We start from the raw sequence: 15,752 nt of genomic DNA, 5'->3' as shown, positions 1-15,752 counted from the left end.
GGTTCAATGGCAGAAAAAGTTTCTGGCATTTGGATCAAAAGGAGACAGTTTCATGAGTGATCTTGTGACAATCCGCGGCATTGTTGGAACGGAGCCTCAGCTGAGCATTACGCCAAAGGGCGTTTCAATCCTGAAATTTCGCGTAGCTACGCATGAGCGCAAACGCGACCTTGAGACTGGGCAGTGGGCTGAGGGGCCGACCAATTGGTATGCCGTCTCGGCGTTCCGTGCACTGGGGGAGAACTCTATGGAGTCTCTAGCGCAAGGCGACCACGTGATGATTTTCGGAAAGCTGCAGATCCGGGAGTTTGAACGAGCCGATGGTTCTCGCGGAATCAGCGCAGATATCGAAGCGTATTCAATTGGCCATGATCTACGTTTCGGGACCAGTTCCTTCAACCGGGTGCGGACAGATACCGGCGAATTGGAACGTGTGCAGCACCCATCACGCTCCGCCGACACCGAAGGAAGCTGGCAAAGCGATGATGGGGAAGCGGCCTAAACTAGCACGTTCTGGTGGTGTTCGATGGTTTCGTGTGAATCCGGGCACCACCAACCCAAAATAGTGGTGTGTGGATTCGGAAATGACCCCTGTAACCGACTAGCCTTAAGGACATGGCGGAATTCATTTACACGATGACCAAGGCTCGCAAGGCTGTTGGTGACAAAGTCATCCTTGACAATGTCAGCATGTCGTTTTTCCCCGGTGCCAAAATTGGTGTCGTGGGCCCTAACGGTGCTGGTAAGTCAACGATCCTGAAGATCATGGCGGGACTCGATACCCCGTCCAATGGTGAAGCACGACTTTCACCAGGTTACTCGGTAGGCATCCTGCTGCAGGAACCACCTCTGAATGAAGAAAAGACCGTTCTGGGCAATGTCCAGGAAGGCGTTGGCGAGATCTACGAAAAGATCACCCGATTTAACGAAATCTCTGAAGAGATGGCACAGGAAGGCGCCGACTTCGACGCACTCCTGGAAGAGATGGGCAAGCTGCAGGAAGCGATCGACGCTGCCGACGCTTGGGACATCGATAACCAGCTCGAACAGGCAATGGACGCTCTGCGTTGCCCACCAGGCGACGAGAACGTCACCCACCTCTCCGGTGGTGAACGCCGACGTGTAGCACTTTGCAAGCTGCTTCTGCAGAAGCCGGACCTGCTGCTGCTCGATGAGCCTACGAACCACTTGGACGCTGAGTCCGTCCTGTGGCTGGAACAGCACCTGGCGTCTTACCCAGGTGCCGTACTGGCCGTAACCCACGACCGTTACTTCCTGGACCATGTCGCCGAATGGATCTGTGAAGTTGACCGCGGTCGCCTGCACCCGTACGAGGGCAACTACTCCACTTACCTGGAGAAGAAGCGCGAGCGTATGGAAGTTCAGGGCAAAAAGGACCAGAAGCTTGCTAAGCGCCTGGCAGAAGAACTCGAATGGGTTCGCTCGAATGCCAAGGGGCGTCAGACCAAGTCGAAGGCTCGTCTGGCACGATACGAAGAAATGGCAGCGGAGGCAGAGCGCACCCGCAAGCTGGACTTCGAAGAAATCCAGATTCCACCAGGTCCGCGTCTTGGCCAGGTGGTCATCGAAGCCGAGAACTTGAAGAAGGGGTTCGGCGATCGTGTGTTGATCGATGGCCTGTCCTTCTCCCTTCCACGCAACGGCATCGTTGGTGTCATCGGTCCTAACGGTGTTGGCAAGTCGACCTTGTTCAAGACCATCGTTGGACTTGAAGAGCTCGATAGCGGCATGCTCAAGGTCGGCGACACGGTCAAGATTTCCTACGTAGACCAGAACCGCGAAAACATTGACCCCGAAAAGTCGTTGTGGGAGGTCGTCTCCGACGGTCTCGATTACATCAACGTCGGCCAGGTTGAAATGCCATCGCGTGCCTACGTTTCGGCTTTCGGCTTCAAAGGCCCAGACCAGCAGAAGAAGGCAGGTGTGCTCTCCGGTGGTGAGCGCAACCGCCTAAACCTGGCTCTGACCCTCAAGCAGGGTGGCAACCTGTTGCTGCTCGATGAGCCTACTAACGACTTGGACGTCGAAACCCTATCGTCGCTGGAAAACGCATTGCTCGAGTTCCCGGGTTGCGCTGTCGTGGTCTCCCACGATCGTTGGTTCCTGGACCGAGTTGCGACCCACATCTTGGCCTACGAGGGCACCGAAGAGAACCCAGCGGACTGGTACTGGTTCGAGGGTAACTTCGACTCTTACGAGAGCAACAAGGTTGAACGACTGGGCGCCGATGCGGCTAAGCCGCACCGCGTCACCCATCGTCGCCTGACCCGCGATTAATCCCCGGGCATAAGATTAGCCGCCACATTTGTGGCGGCTAATTTTATGCCGTGGGTGGCACACTTCAGTTAGCTCGTTGCCGAAGCGGCACGCAATTCGGAGAGTTTCAAGTACTCGCGATCCTGGTAGACCAGGTGCTGCTGTAGCTGTTGACCATGGAGTACTTCATGGACTTCGGCAGCAATCAGTCGAGAACCACCAACGCTGATTGATGAGTGAATGCTTGCTCGGAAGCCAACTGGTGCATCGATAAAGTGAGGTTCACCAGTTGAGAGGATCCGGAAATTCTGATCACGGGTGAATCGCGGAGCGCCCGGGCGGGCGAAGTTATTTGCCAGCTCTTGCTGGTCTTCTCCGAGTAAGTGGATCACGAAACTCGGTGCAGCAAGTACAGCGCCAGCCGCACCGGATTCTTTGGCCAGCGAGAACGAAACCGCGACTGGATCGATTGAAAGCGAAGCGAGAGAAGAGATCGTCAAACCGTAGAGAGTCCCGTCGACGGTTGCAGTAATCAACGCCACTCCAGCAGGGTGGTGACGGAATGCAGTACGGAAGTCATCCGATAGTTCGCTCACTGAGTAGCTCCTTTGCCTGAAGTTAGAGTGCCAACTCCAGTAACTGATGCAAAAGCCCGAGCCTTTGCCGCCAAGTTTGAATACTTCTACCCTAAGACCTCAAGTAAACTTGAGGTCAAGGAAGGGAGCGGTGATGCTTCACACAGCGGAACATGACGATTGCGAAAAAGGCTATCCGGGCCAAGAACTACTTAGTATCGGTCAGGTCAGCGACCGCACTGGCGTGGCCAGATCTGCACTGCACTACTACGAGGAAATTGGCCTGATCGCCTCCACGCGGACTGCTGGGAATCAGCGGCGCTATCCCCGCCACCTGCTGCGTCGCATCTCATTGATCACTGTCGGCAGCAAATTAGGCATTCCGCTCAGTGGCATTAAACGTGCGTTGGCCCCGGTGCCGATGGGAAAGATCCCCGAGGAAAAAGACTGGCTGCGCGCAACAGAGGAATGGAAGAAAGTTCTTGAGGCGCGGCGTCGCGCCATTGAGGAATTAGAAGATCGACTTATGGGCTGCATCGGATGTGGTTGCCTGTCGATGCAAGCCTGCAGCCTACTGAATCCAGAAGATCTACTAGCGCTTGAGGGCGCCGGGGCGCGGCGTTTGGAAGCTCCCGGAGATGTTGCGGACCAGCCCGGTTAGCTGCAGGGCGGGTCAAGTCACTGTCGTGGTATTTCCATTGATGTCGGTTGCATTGGATCCGTGCTGTCCCGAACTCTCGAAATGAATCTAGCTCTGACTAGAATGCAACCATGAAGATTGCTCAAATATTTCGTTTCCCAGTTAAAGGATTACCTGGCGAGAGAGTTGGCTCGGTAGCCGCTAGCAAGGGAAGCGGACTGGAAGGTGACCGCTGTGTCGCCTTTGGCAATGGCACCATTGAGCATCAAGACGGTCAATGGGAGAGCTGCCTCAGCTTCACCATTCTCAAGAATAACAAGAGCCTGCAAAAGTGGCAGGTCCATTCAAGTCCTCCGCTGATCACCATGACGGCGCCAGCTTCGACAGGTGCGCCACCTCTAAGCTTTGATGTGGGTAGCCAGGCTGGCATGGATACCGCTCGCGCGTACCTGTCGAAACACTTGCCACCGCAGGGGCCTCAACCCCGAAAACTAGTGTCTGCTCCGCAGGGAATGTTTGATTCCCGGCTGTCTGGCATTTCGATCATTAATCCCAATACGGTTGCGGAACTGTCGCGAGTATCCGGAGTCGATATGGATCCCCGGCGGTACCGTGGAAACCTATTGGTTGAGGGCCTGCCAGCCTATGCCGAGTATGGTCTTATCGGAAAAGTGCTCCGCATAGGTGGCACCCGTATTGCCATCACCAAGTCGATCGCTCGTTGTTCAGCAACCTCTGTCAATCCGGATTCGACTGAAGTGGATACCAATGGACCTCGTTTATTGGCAACCTACTTTGGCCACATCCACTGTGGCGTTTATGGAACCGTACTGGAATCCGGGCTCTTGGAAACCGGCGCCGAAATTCATATAGAGGACGATTCATCCGAAGCCGAAGAATTCGTGCCAGCGAAGGTTTCGCCACGGTTCATGACCGTGCTGCGGAACCAGGACTTGGGCGCCGGTGTAGTCGAACTCCAGCTTCACGATCCCTTCGGATGGATAAACGAGCACTACGAGGCTGGGATGCACTTGAGGCTTCACTTGCCAGACCCGCTGTGGAGAAACTACACCATTACCTCTGTGGCTGACCAGAGTATAAGTATCGCCGTTCGCGTCCAAGGCGAAGCCTCCGCGAAAATCGCACAACTGCATGAGGGAGAGCAAATTCTCGCTTCGGGGCCGTACGGGGTGCTGACCTCGACCAAGGTTCTCGGCAACCGCACTGCAATAGTCAGCGCTGGCATTGGCATTACCCCTGCCCTGGGGTTGCTCGGCGACGTAGCTTCAGCGAATGACAGCCAGGGGCTACGGATCATGCATGTTGAGCGTGGGGGAGCCAGCGCACTGTACTCCCGTCTGGAGCAGATGGCTGCTGAACTGAATGCGTCAATAGGCGTGAATCGTATCGACACATCTAACGGCAGGCCTGAGCCTGCTGAGATAGCTAGGCAACTTCACGGTTGTGACAGTGTGGTGGTGTGCGGACCGGAAGAATTCACCAAGTTGGTTTTTCAGGCGTGTGAACAAGCAGGAATACCGGCTTCGCAGATTCACCGCGAAACCTTCGCGTCGCCCACTACAGATCTGGAAAAGTTGTTTGAGAACTATCCATCGGCAGAGGTCACTTGTCGTGGAAGCCAAAAGACCTTTACTTGGAGTGCCAAAGATGGCGTGCTGCTCGAAGCGCTCGAAGAGCAAGGAATTGACCCTGCAAGTCTTTGCCGCTCGGGCTCGTGCGGCGAATGCGCTGTGAAACTGCTGAAGGGCAAGATTTCCTACCCATTGGAGCCAAGTGCCCGCGTAGAACCGGACCAGATCCTCACCTGTATGGCTGTACCGGCAGGAGATGTTGAACTGGAAGCGTGAACCACGCGGGCGTTGGACTTCAGATTTAGGACTGGTGTCCTTCCGCGAACTCGGGGAGGCGAATCATGCCTTCTTGGGCGACAGTAGCGACGAGTTCGCCAGCTTTGTTGTAGAACTTTCCAGTTCCAAGCCCACGGGCAGAAGAAGCCGACGGTGAATGGAGTACGTAGAGCAGCCATTCATCAACGCGGAATTCTCGGTGCCACCACATCGCGTGGTCGAGACTGGCGATGCTCAACCCGCGATGAACCCAGGGAACACCATGGGCTCGCAGAGCAGGCTCAAGCAGCATGTAATCGCTGGCATAGGCCAAAGCAGCGCGGTGCAGTGCTGGGTCATCTGGCATAGCCGAGGTAGTACGCAGCCAGACCGCACTGTCGGCGAGCTTGGTCGAATTGCCTGGAAGATAGATCGGTTCGGAAACATGCCGTACGTCGAATGGGCGTTCGAAAGCCCATTCCTTGGCCACGGGATGGTCAAAGTGACCCACGAGATCAGCGGTAGTCGGAAGCGACTCCGGAGCTGGGACATCGACAGGCATTGGATCGTGGTGCTCCAGGCCCTTGGCGGGTTCTTGGAACGAGGTGATCATTGACAGGATCGGTTCGCCATTTTGGTAAGCGTGGACTCGACGTGCGGAGAACGAACGGCCATCGCGCAAGCGCTGTACGCCAAAGGTAATGTTCTGGTTCGGGTCACCCGGGCGCAAGAAGTAGCCGTGCAAGGAATGGATTGCACGGGTCGGCTCGACGGTACGCGTGGCGGCCATGATTGACTGGGCCAGAACCTGCCCTCCGAAGACGCGGGGTCGATTCTGGGCAGGGGTATGACCGATGAAGATATCCTCATCCGTGCGGGCCCGGTCTTCTCCATCCAGATTCAACAGATCCAGCAGGATCTGGGTGGTGCCTAGGTCTTCGGTCACTGTGCGGGCTCCTTGGAATGCGTTAGTGGAACAGAACCAGAGTCAATGTAACTTGATAGTAATATTTTCTCATCGAGATTCGGACTCATAGGAAAACTATACGTTTCTTCGGGCGACATCACGCCATGAGCAAACTCGCCACGCGTAGCCATTGCTACGTGAGACGATGAATGCATGGCTAGTGATGCAGTGATTTTCGACGACCGTAATTCAGTAAGCGACTTGGCGAACTTTATTAGCCGCGCGAAAACAATTGAAGATGACGCGGCCCAATTCGTCGCTCGCAATAAGGCTTTAGCAGTCTACGTACCGGTTTTGGTCCCGGCTGATCTAGGGCAGGGCGGTTACACCATTCTCGGAATGCGCGTGCATCGCTTGGCCCAACCTGCAGAAGTCAATGCCAGCTATTCCTTGGCTGCCATTCAAGATCGCCTTGCTCGCATGGGGGAGGCGTCCGTTGACTTTGCCCTCCCGCCGGTTGAGGAGAACCCTAAATGGGCGGGGATCTCTGTTCCTCTCTCGGGATGGAAAGACGCAGGAGAGATAGCGAATGACTTATTGTCATCCTCAGCTCAGAGCGGCATTGACGCGGTCGCCCAGTCATTGCCAGAAAACCCTGGATTGCCAGTGGTTGTGCAGGTGCGCCAGCGAATCTGGGCGGCGGACGTGCCCGAGGGTGATATTGAGATTCCTATGGGCGCCGCATTTGCCATGCATGCGTTGGGTTTCCTGATTCCTGGCGGGCAGTGCCGGGTGCTTCGCAACGGCAGTTGGACTCGACTGAGCAACGAACGCGGACATGTCTTGGTGCGCAAGGCTTCTTTGCTCGGCTAAGCAGAAATAAAACTATGGACTGGAACCCGCCCGCTGGCGGTTCCAGTCCATAGATTTTTAGAGCAGATTATGATGTCCATCCGGAGTGTTCTGCAACGAGTGTGCTGCACGCTCAAAGTAATCACGCAAGGTTTCCGCCTGCAGCATTGGCAGGTCGAGCTGGTCGATGGCCTTGTTCATATGGCCCAGCCACACATCACGATAGTGGCTGTTCACCGGGTAGTTGGCATGGCGCATGCGTAGCCGCGGGTGACCACGGTGCTCGGAGAACGTCGTCGGTCCGCCCCAATACTGCTCCAAGAACAGCTGGAGACGAGCTTGGGCAGCGTGAAGTTCCTTTTCTGGATACATCCGCCGGAAGTCTTCGTCTTGGGCAACTGAACTATAGAAATTCTTGGTTAGCTGCGCGAAAACCTCTCGGCCGCCAACTTCCGCGTAGAAGGTTCCCGGGTAGTCGGCAACATCAATCGACGCTTCGGCGGCGTCCAAGAACCCTTGGCTAGAACGACCTAGAATCAAAGGATTGCTGAAGGGATCCTTCTTTTGGTCGGGTGCAGTTGGCTGGTTTTCAGTCATTCGTAAAATTCCTCAGGAGGCACTAGGGGCTACCGGCGCGTGGAGAACCGGGAAGTTGACGGACCGAGCGATGAAGCAAACCTTGTTCGCCTGGTCGTGGAGGGAGTCGGCAAGCTCGCGTTGGGATTCATCGGCAAGATAAACGGTGGGGCGCAACGTTACCTGGGTGAACTCGCCGCTGTTATCCCGATTGAGGCGCAACGTTCCATAGGCATCATCTGTATACCCCGTGATATTCACGCCGTGGGTAACCGCTACATGCAGGTAAGAGAGCATGTGGCATTGGCTTAGCGCAGCGAGCAAAAGCTGTTCTGGATTCCAGCGATCGCGATCCCCATGGAAGGTTGGATCCGCGGTGCCTGGCAAATCTGGTAACCCCGATGCACGCAATATATGGTCCCGACCGTAGCTTCGGTAGCTTTCGGTTCCGGTTCCACGATTGCCGGTCCATTCGAGGGCCACGCGGTATTCATGTTGCGAGAGGTCCATGGACTCATTCTCCCACTTTTAACCACAGGGTGGTGGCTACTTCCGCATTGAGCGGAAGTTGGCCACCACCTGGTCGACACTAGGTTCCTAGAGCTTAGGCATCGGCGTTGCGAGCAGCCAGAGCCCGGACCACGTCGGCACGCGATTCCACCAGCAGCCGGCGCATCGCCGGGTGCTTAGAGCCCAAGGATTCCAGGAACGCCTCCGTCTGGTCCAAAGTTTCCCGCGAAACGTTGGAGCCTGGGTAGAATCCGAGCACGATCTGCTTGGCCATCTCATGCGAGTAGGACTCCCAGGCGTTGGTCAGCAGCCCGAAGTACTTCTCGGTGTAGCCGGAGATCAGCGCGTTCTCGTGCACGTTGTTGAAACCAGTAATCACGGCACTTTGCTGATCGTTGGACAAGGTAGCTGCGGTTGCAGCTGCGAATGCCTCTGCCTTCGCTTCAGCGGTTGGGCGGGAAGCTCGCGCCGTGTACCACGAGGCCTTGCCCTTGGCGGTGTCGTCGTTGGCTAGAACGGCGTCGAGGTCAGCATCGCTCATGTAGCCCCCAGCGCTCAGCGCAATAGCGAAAGACCAACGCAAATCGGTATCTACGACCAGACCCGCCAAGCTTGCCGAGCCGTCGAACAGGCTCTTGACCTGATCCAGCTGCGCGACGGTGCGCGAGCGGTGGGCGAAGGCCTTGACGAACTGCAGCTGTGCATCGGAGCCAGCTTCAGCCTCAGAAGCCAACTGCCACAAGCGGTCGGCAGCCTGCACCGAAAGCTCTTCGCTGTGTTCAGTTGCAACGTAGAGATCCAGCGAGGTGTTCAGCTGGCGCAGCAGCACCATGATCACGGTGGAATCTACTTCGTGGCCAATGTTGTTCAGCAGCAACTGGACGTAGGTGCTCGCAGGTGCTTCGGCATCGCGAACCGAGTCCCAAGCCGCTGACCAGACCAAGGTGCGTGGCAGCGACTCTTCGAAGTGCTTCAAATGCTCCGTGGCGGTAGCCAAGGAAACTTCATCCAAGCGAATCTTTGCGTAGGTCAAGTCATCGTCATTGAGCAGGACCAAATCTGGACGCTTCTGGCCAACAAGTGCTGGAACCTCGGTAAGCTCGCCATCGATATCAAGCTCTTCGCGGTGCACTCGCTGCAGTACGCCAGCCTCGTCGAGCGAGTAGAAACCAACTGCTATGCGGTGCTGGCGCAGGGTTGGATACTCCGCTACGGCGGATTGGCGGATGGCGAAGGAAATGATAGCACCGGTTTCATCGGTGGCAATCTCGGCCTTGAGGGTGTTCACGCCAGCGGTTTCCAGCCATGCTGCGCCCCAACCGCTAAGATCGCGGCCGCTGGCAGCTTCCAATTCCCCGAGCAGGTCTGGCAGTTCGGTGTTCGACCATGCGTGCTTGGAGAAGTACTCGCGTACGCCTGACATGAATTCTTCCTGGCCCACGAAAGCTACCAGCTGGCGCAGTACGCTAGCGCCCTTGGCGTAGGTGATGCCGTCGAAGTTAACCTCAACGTCTTCGAGATCGTTGATCTCGGCGACGATTGGGTGGGTGGAAGGCAATTGGTCCTGGCGGTAGGCCCAGTTCTTCTCCAAGGTGTTGAAGGTGGTCCAAGCGCTGGTGAACTCGGTGTTCTGCGCGGCCGCCAGCGTGGACATGAATTCTGCGAAGGATTCATTGAGCCACAGATCGTTCCACCACTTCATGGTGACCAGGTCACCGAACCACATGTGTGCCAGCTCGTGCAGGATGGTGATCGCGCGGCGCTCGACCATGGCACCGGTTGGACGGGAGCGGAAGATGTATTCCTCAAGGAAGGTCACGGCTCCTGCGTTCTCCATGGCGCCCGCGTTGAATTCAGGAACAAACAGCTGGTCGTATTTCTCGAATGGGTACGGGGTGCCGAAGTTCTTCTCGTAGAACTCAAAGCCCTGACGGGTTACGGTCACGATGTTCTCGACGTCCAGGTACTGCATCATCGATGCGCGGGCGAAAACGCCCAGCTCGATGGTGCGTCCGCTGGAGGAAACTAGCGAATCGCGGGCGACCTGGTAAGGTCCGGCGATCAGCGCGGTGATGTAGCACGAGATCCGCTGGGTCGCGGCGAAGTCCCAGGTAGCGGAGTCGCCGTTTTCAGTTGGCTCAGGAGTCGGCGCGTTGGAAACTACGTTCCAGTATTTTGGCGCGGTGACCGAGAACTGGAAGGTGGCCTTCAAATCTGGCTGTTCGAAGACAGCGAACATGCGTCGGCAGTCCGCGACCTCGAACTGGGAGTACAAGTAGACTTCCTGATCCACTGGGTCTACGAAGCGGTGCAGGCCTTCGCCGGTGTTCATATACAGCGCGTCCGCATCGATCACCAATTGGTTTTCTGCGGCAAGGTTCGGCAACTGGATTCGAATGCCATCGGAATGCACTGCTGGATCCAGCTCGACTCCGTTCAGATTGATGGAGCGTACCGAATCGGTGACTGCATCAATGAAGGTCGAGTCACCGGCGGTGGCGGTGAAACGAACAGTAGTCTTGGACGAAAAGACCCGCTCACCGCGAGTAAGATCCAGGCTTACCTCATAGCTGTCAACGTTGAGCAGATTTGCGCGTTCGCTGGCCTCCGCGCGAGTGAGGTTCATTCCTGGCATGGGTTCTCCAATTCTTGATGATGGCTATCCATCAGCGGAAGTTGTGAAATGAATATTGAATATCTGTCTATTGTGTCACCTGTGACCGGGCATTGCGCAAGTCATCGGGCCGAACAATTTACTCAATTTTCCAATAGCTTCCAGAAAATGCCTGCTTTGGGACGACTGCAAGACTTATTGGGTTAATACTCTGTGGTGTGCAGCTGAGAAGTAGCAAGAGTGTGTGTTGCGGTCGCTATCCTAGATAGGACAGTAAATGACCCCTCCCAAGTAAATGAGGCAATCGACTATGCGCGTGCATATCGCTACTGACCATGCCGGACTAGAGCTCAGCGACTACCTGGTAAAGCACCTGACCGCTAAGGGCTACGAAATGGTCAATCACGGCCCGAAGTCTTACGACCCGGAAGATGACTACCCGGCATTCTGCATCAACGCTGCACAGGCGGTGGTTGAAGACCAGCGTTCAGGCGTCGCCGCACTGGGCATCGTCTTGGGCGGCTCAGGCAATGGCGAACAGATTGCCGCTAACAAGGTTGAGGGTATCCGTGCTGCACTGGCATGGAACATGGACACCGCGAAGCTGGCCCGTGAGCACAACAACGCCAATGTCATTGCGGTCGGTGGGCGTCAGCACTCGGTGGAAGAAGCAGCGGAACTCATCGAGGCTTTCCTTGCTGAACCATTCAGTGAAGCGGAACGCCACGTACGCCGAATCGGCAAGATCGCCACTTATGAGACCACCGGCGAGGTCATCGAGTAGTCGTGCCGGAAGGACATTCCCTTCACCGTCTTGCCCGCCAATTCGACGATGTCTTTGGCGGGCAAGCGGTTCTCGTTTCTTCTCCGCAGGGCCGTTTCAGTTCGGATGCCGAGCGCATCGATGGCCATCAGCTTGAGCACGCCTTCGCCAAAGGCAAGCAGCTCTTCTGCCGTTTTTCTAACGACTTGTATCTGCGGGTGCATTTAGGGCTCTATGGCGCCTTCAGCTTTGGCGGAGACCACCACTTCACGGGCGCGTCGTCGATTGGTGCCCCACGGAAGATTGGCGAAAACGAAACAAACGCCAATCCCGATGCTGAGCCGTACACCGGCCCGCCGGCACCGGTTGGAGCGGTACGGGCCCGTATCGTTTCTGAGCATGGATGGGCTGACTTACGGGGGCCAACGGCCTGTGAAGTGTTGGAGCATGATCAGGTCCAAGTTCACCTAAATAAGCTCGGCCCGGATCCATTGATTGGGTCTGCCGTGCGTTTTAGGGCAGCCAAGGGCCAAGCGAACCTGGCGGACGCAGAAACCCAGCTTGAAGCCGGGCTCAAGGAATTCCGGGCGAACCTGATGAAGACCAAGACTGCCATCGGCGTTGTGCTCATGAACCAGGCGTTGATCTCTGGCGTCGGCAATATATACCGCGCAGAAGCCTTGTTCCGGAACCGGATTTCTCCGGATCTACCAGCGAATGAGCTCAGTGCTCAGAAGACCAAGAAACTTTGGTGGGACATCGTCTCCGTAATGGAAGACGGCGTTCGCGATGGCCGGATCATCACTACCTTGCCCGAGGACCGAGACCCCCAAGGCGCGGTTTGGCCAGATAATGCGTATTACGTTTACCAGCGGCAGGGGATGGGGTGCCGTAAATGCTCAGCGCAGGTTTCTCTTGCTGAAATCGCGGCCCGGAAGTTGTACTGGTGTCCTCGCTGTCAGAAGATGCCCCGTAATCGCCCCACGGCGTAAGCAGTGATCACGTCGATGAGACAAACGGAATTCTTTTCGTTCAGGCTTGTCGGCGTGTTTTGCTAATCAGCGCCTCGTAGCGGTGATAAAGGAGAGCTGCCAAGTGAGACGTGGAATCCTCGATTTGCAAAGCAAGAGTTTTATGGTCTAGACTGAATCTTGTTCGAAGCGCAGTTGCTTCGAAATGGGGATGTAGCTTAGTGGTAAAGCCTTAGTCTTCCAAACTAATGATGCGGGTTCGATTCCCGTCATCCCCTCCAAATGAAAAGGTTCCGCTCTGCGGGACCTTTTCGCGTATCCGGCAGAAAATCACTTTTCCCTTGAGCCTGCTAAACGGCGCTGTAATTTACCGTGGCCGGAATTTTCTTCGCCTCGGATCGCAATCTAAAGATATCCAGCGTTGCATATCCATGCGTATTCTTCGACCAATGCGGTCGCCCACTGAACATCAGCATTCTCTCTTCGCGCCATTTGGGCGCTTTTAGCTGGATTGCCAGGTTCGTGGCTGAATCTTCCTTGTAGATCCGTAGCGCACCCCGGACTATTGGATCGTGCTGTGGAGGGCGGACGCTTCTCCTGGCCAGCCACCAAATTTATTTAGTCCGCTCATTTCCCATAAAGGGTGCAGGGTGCTTGTCGCCTCCGCAAGCTGGACGCATCGTCGCGGTCCGGATTCCGCCCGCCAACCAGTGCCCATTGCCTGATTCCGGGTGAAAGCAAAATTGGCAGCATGATTCTCCCGAACAATCGATCTGCCGTACCCTTGGTCGCAACTGCAGGTTCAAGGGGAATTGGAGGATCTCGACGTCCAGCAGCCTAGCGATGCGAGCATTGAGATTTTTGAGAATTTACCTGTAATTCAACTCACGAAATTGCGAATTTGGGCCCGATTTGGACATGTGAAACCAGAAAAACCGCGAAATCACGCGGATGTCCTTGTGCGACATGCAGAATCCTCGATTTTGCTTTTGGTTCGAACCCGTGTAACTTAGTTTCTTGTGATCAGCACGGGAAACAAAACATTCCCGGACAGATTGCAAAACGGTTAGTCCAGATGAAACAAGCTTTCTTCTGAACTTTACCGGGGTGTAGCTCAGCTTGGCTAGAGCGCGCGCTTTGGGAGCGTGAAGTCGCAGGTTCGAATCCTGTCACCCCGACTTTATGACTGGAGGAATTCAGTCGTAGAATTGAGAATTGAGAGATCAGTCCTCGTGAGTAGTGAAGATTGAGAAATCCTCGGTATTCAAGCAAGACGGTTAGTTGGAGCCAGTCATCCTATGATGCGGCTTCCTGGCTAATCGGGGTGTAGCTCAGCTTGGCTAGAGCGCGCGCTTTGGGAGCGTGAGGTCGCAGGTTCGAATCCTGTCACCCCGACTTTGCGAGTGAAAATCTTCGGATTTAGCCCGTGAAAATTGAGAGCTAAATATAATTTAGATCTTGTGATCACTAAGAACTTTAAAAAGTAACTAGTAAGCATCACAAACGATTAGTGGATACAGGATGACTCGGGTTAGACTGTTCACTGCTAATCGGGGTGTAGCTCAGCTTGGCTAGAGCGCGCGCTTTGGGAGCGTGAGGTCGCAGGTTCGAATCCTGTCACCCCGACTCTGTCGAACAACCCCGCAACGCCACCATGTTGCGGGGTTTTTTGCAGATTAGACCTAATATTAGACAACTCAGGAGTACAACGCTGTGAAGAGCGCCGTCGAAAACGTCAACCCGACCCGGGTTAAGCTGACCGTTGAAGTTCCTTACGAGGAACTGAAGCCCCGCGTCGATGAGGCGTACAAGACCATCGCTCAGCAGATTCAGATCCCGGGCTTCCGCAAGGGCAAAGTTCCTGCAAAGATGATCGACCAGCGCGTCGGTCGCGGCCACGTCATCGAGACCGCTGTTAACGAAGGTCTGAACGAGTACTACCAGAAGGCAATGGTTGAGAACGAACTCACCCCACTGTCCCGCCCAGAGGTAGACATCACCGAACTGCCATCCCTCGAAAACGAAGGCGAAGGCCAGCTGGTCTTCACCCTTGAGGTAGACGTGCGTCCGAAGGTTGAACTTCCGGACTACAAGGGCATCGAGGTTTCCGTTGAAGCCAAGGAAGTTGCTGACGAGGACATCGAGAAGGCTCTCGACGACCTGCGTGGCCGCTTCGGCACCCTGAAGGAAGTCGAAGCTCCAGCAGCTGCGGACTCCTTCGTGACCATTGACCTGACCGCTGCCGTAGAAGGCGAAGAAGTCGACTCCGCTCAGGGCCTGTCCTACCAGATCGGTTCCGGCAACATGCTTGAGGGCATGGACGAAGCCGTTACCGGCCTGTCCGCTGGCGAAGATGCAACCTTCGAGACCACCCTGGCTGGCGGCGAGCACGCCGGCAAGACCGCAACCGTCAAGGTTGTAGTCAACGCTGTGAAGCAGCGCGAACTGCCAGAAGCTAACGATGACTTCGCTCAGCTGGCTTCGGAATTCGACACCATCGCCGAACTGCGCGAGAACCTGTCGAAGGACGCTGCAGAGGGCAAGGTTGTCGAGCAGGGCGTAGAGGCTCGCGAGCTGGTTCTGGACAAGCTGGTTGAACTGGTTGAGGTTCCTGTTCCTGCATCGGTCATCGAAGAGCAGATCGAGCAGCACTTCAACGCACCAGACGCCGAAGCTGACCACGACACCGAAGAGCACCGTGCTGAGGTTCGCGAGAACACCGAGCGTGCTTTCAAGAACGAAATCATCCTGGACGCTGTTGCAGACGCTGAGGAAGTTGGCGTCGAGCAGTCCGAGCTGATCGACTACATCGTGCAGACCGCAGGCCAGTACGGCATGGAGCCAAACCAGTTCGCACAGATGCTGGACGGCGCAGGCCAGGTTCCAATGCTCATGGGCGAAGTTCGCCGCCGCAAGGCACTGGCAAAGGTTCTCGAGTTCGCTAAGGTCACCGATTCCAACGGTGCCGCAGTTGACCTGACCTCCTTCGTAAAGCCAGCCGGTGAAGAAGAAGCTGCTGAGGTTGAGGCCGAAGAGGCTAAGTAGTCTTCACTAAACTCTGATGGCCATCGGCCGCTTGTTCAAAACAAGCTGCCGATGGCCATTTTTGTTCGCTTCAGGCGTGCATCATGCGCCGTGAGCGAAACAGGGGCATGAAACGGCCCAAGATTGACTTGAAGTAAGTAATCTCAAAGTAACCAGTTGCAGCTATGGGATTAGA

Annotated in this window: 13 protein-coding genes and 4 tRNA genes; 12 read left to right on the top strand and 5 right to left on the bottom strand. The window is 55.8% G+C overall.

Annotated elements, in window-relative coordinates; translation table 11 throughout:
* Positions 1-52 precede the first annotated feature (52 nt).
* Both ACRDT3_RS00735 and ettA read left to right on the top strand, forming a co-directional pair.
* Entirely contained in the window at positions 53-502 is a 450-nt protein-coding gene (locus ACRDT3_RS00735; protein WP_431491128.1) for a single-stranded DNA-binding protein, read from the top strand.
* 113 nt (positions 503-615) lie between these two features.
* Positions 616-2,298 (top strand): energy-dependent translational throttle protein EttA, encoded by a 1,683-nt coding sequence (gene ettA, locus ACRDT3_RS00730; RefSeq protein WP_431491127.1) that lies wholly within the window; start codon positions 616-618, stop codon positions 2,296-2,298.
* Between the two features lie 68 nt (positions 2,299-2,366).
* Here ettA and ACRDT3_RS00725 read toward each other — a convergent pair whose 3' ends face one another.
* Positions 2,367-2,873, bottom strand: a complete 507-nt coding sequence (locus ACRDT3_RS00725) for a flavin reductase family protein (RefSeq protein WP_431491126.1) — start codon at positions 2,871-2,873, stop codon at positions 2,367-2,369.
* A 133-nt stretch (positions 2,874-3,006) separates the two neighbouring features.
* On the opposite strand from ACRDT3_RS00725, the gene soxR reads away from it, so the two are divergent.
* Together soxR and ACRDT3_RS00715 are read left to right on the top strand one after the other, a co-directional pair.
* Positions 3,007-3,513, top strand: a complete 507-nt coding sequence (gene soxR, locus ACRDT3_RS00720; RefSeq protein WP_431491125.1) for a redox-sensitive transcriptional activator SoxR — start codon at positions 3,007-3,009, stop codon at positions 3,511-3,513.
* Between the two features lie 110 nt (positions 3,514-3,623).
* Positions 3,624-5,360: a 2Fe-2S iron-sulfur cluster-binding protein gene (locus tag ACRDT3_RS00715; protein WP_431491124.1), complete on the top strand. Its 1,737-nt coding sequence runs from the start codon at positions 3,624-3,626 to the stop codon at positions 5,358-5,360.
* Positions 5,361-5,385: 25 nt separating this feature from the next.
* On the opposite strand, the gene ACRDT3_RS00710 is transcribed toward ACRDT3_RS00715, so the two are convergent.
* Positions 5,386-6,285 carry an acyl-CoA thioesterase gene (locus ACRDT3_RS00710; RefSeq protein WP_431491123.1) on the bottom strand — a complete coding sequence of 300 codons (900 nt, stop codon included), beginning with the start codon at positions 6,283-6,285 and terminating at the stop codon, positions 5,386-5,388.
* Positions 6,286-6,459: 174 nt separating this feature from the next.
* Here ACRDT3_RS00710 and ACRDT3_RS00705 point away from each other — a divergent pair, with 174 nt between their 5' ends.
* Positions 6,460-7,119 carry a hypothetical protein gene (locus tag ACRDT3_RS00705; RefSeq protein WP_431491122.1) on the top strand — a complete coding sequence of 220 codons (660 nt, stop codon included), beginning with the start codon at positions 6,460-6,462 and terminating at the stop codon, positions 7,117-7,119.
* A 57-nt stretch (positions 7,120-7,176) separates the two neighbouring features.
* Here ACRDT3_RS00705 and ACRDT3_RS00700 read toward each other — a convergent pair whose 3' ends face one another.
* The 3 genes from ACRDT3_RS00700 to pepN all read right to left on the bottom strand — a co-directional run bounded on the left by ACRDT3_RS00700 (position 7,177) and on the right by pepN (position 10,819).
* On the bottom strand, positions 7,177-7,695 hold the full coding sequence (locus tag ACRDT3_RS00700; protein ID WP_431491121.1) for a globin: 519 nt from the start codon (positions 7,693-7,695) through the stop codon (positions 7,177-7,179).
* A 12-nt stretch (positions 7,696-7,707) separates the two neighbouring features.
* A complete protein-coding gene (locus ACRDT3_RS00695; protein ID WP_431491120.1) occupies positions 7,708-8,184 on the bottom strand; it encodes an OsmC family protein in 477 nt (158 codons plus the stop codon).
* A 94-nt stretch (positions 8,185-8,278) separates the two neighbouring features.
* Entirely contained in the window at positions 8,279-10,819 is a 2,541-nt protein-coding gene (gene pepN, locus ACRDT3_RS00690; RefSeq protein ID WP_431491119.1) for an aminopeptidase N, read from the bottom strand.
* 289 nt (positions 10,820-11,108) lie between these two features.
* Between pepN and ACRDT3_RS00685 the strand changes: the two genes are divergently transcribed.
* From ACRDT3_RS00685 to tig, 7 genes are all read left to right on the top strand, one after another.
* Positions 11,109-11,582, top strand: coding sequence for a ribose-5-phosphate isomerase (locus ACRDT3_RS00685; RefSeq protein WP_431491118.1), 474 nt, complete (start codon positions 11,109-11,111; stop codon positions 11,580-11,582).
* Positions 11,583-11,584: 2 nt separating this feature from the next.
* Positions 11,585-12,553, top strand: a complete 969-nt coding sequence (locus tag ACRDT3_RS00680; protein ID WP_431491117.1) for an Fpg/Nei family DNA glycosylase — start codon at positions 11,585-11,587, stop codon at positions 12,551-12,553.
* 186 nt (positions 12,554-12,739) lie between these two features.
* Positions 12,740-12,813: transfer RNA gene (locus tag ACRDT3_RS00675), tRNA-Gly, on the top strand.
* Positions 12,814-13,635: 822 nt separating this feature from the next.
* A tRNA-Pro gene (locus tag ACRDT3_RS00670) sits at positions 13,636-13,710 on the top strand.
* Positions 13,711-13,852: 142 nt separating this feature from the next.
* A tRNA-Pro gene (locus tag ACRDT3_RS00665) sits at positions 13,853-13,927 on the top strand.
* A gap of 156 nt (positions 13,928-14,083) precedes the next feature.
* Positions 14,084-14,158 (top strand) — tRNA-Pro (locus ACRDT3_RS00660).
* Positions 14,159-14,245: 87 nt separating this feature from the next.
* On the top strand, positions 14,246-15,577 hold the full coding sequence (gene tig / locus ACRDT3_RS00655) for a trigger factor (RefSeq protein ID WP_431491116.1): 1,332 nt from the start codon (positions 14,246-14,248) through the stop codon (positions 15,575-15,577).
* Positions 15,578-15,752: the final 175 nt, after the last annotated feature.

This window comes from Glutamicibacter sp. (genome assembly GCF_050701915.1).
Lineage (GTDB): Bacteria > Actinomycetota > Actinomycetes > Actinomycetales > Micrococcaceae > Glutamicibacter.
Note: the sequence above shows the minus strand (reverse complement) of the source record. Positions and strands in the feature narration are given on the sequence as shown.